Source organism: Streptomyces alkaliphilus (genome assembly GCF_014141535.1).
GTDB classification, from domain to species: Bacteria; Actinomycetota; Actinomycetes; order Streptomycetales; family Streptomycetaceae; genus Streptomyces; species Streptomyces alkaliphilus.
The window spans coordinates 1-488 of the sequence record NZ_VKHT01001705.1 but is presented as its reverse complement, the minus strand read 5'-3'; the positions used below and the strand labels follow the sequence as shown (position 1 = coordinate 488).

At 75.4% G+C, this 488-nt stretch carries 1 pseudogene; it reads left to right on the top strand.

Annotated features, from left to right (window positions below):
- Positions 1 to 213 precede the first annotated feature (213 nt).
- Positions 214 to 488, top strand: a pseudogene (locus FNQ90_RS26415) (hypothetical protein); the annotation flags it as partial.

The following is a 488-nucleotide window of genomic DNA, read 5'->3' as shown; positions in this document are numbered from 1 at the left end:
GTGGAGGTTCGGGCCCCGGTCCGGCCCCTCGCCGTGCGGATCGTCCCCCGATCCGGACGCTCCGGGGGAGGTCCAACGGTCGCTCATCATCGCTCCTTCACCGCATCCTGGCGCCCATCGTGCCATGTGGTCCCGTCCCACGGGGCGGCGGATACCGGTCCCGTGGCCCGCGGTGTCGTTTCCGCCGGGCAGACTGGGCGGATGACGGAGCGGATGACGGCAGGCGGGGCCCTGCCCGCCGACGGGGGGGCCGCGACGGGTTCCTCCCCCGCCCTGCGGTGGCTCGACACCTCCGGGGAGCGGGGTGGTGGGTCCGACGGCCCGGCGGTGGTGGTGCTGGACCAGACCCGGTTGCCGGCGGAGGAGCGCGATCTGGTGTGCCGGGACGTGCCCGCGCTGGTGGCCGCGATCCGGTCGCTGGCGGTGCGCGGCGCCCCGGTGCTGGGGTTGGCGGGCGCTGTCTCTTATGCCCATGTGACGCTGCCGAC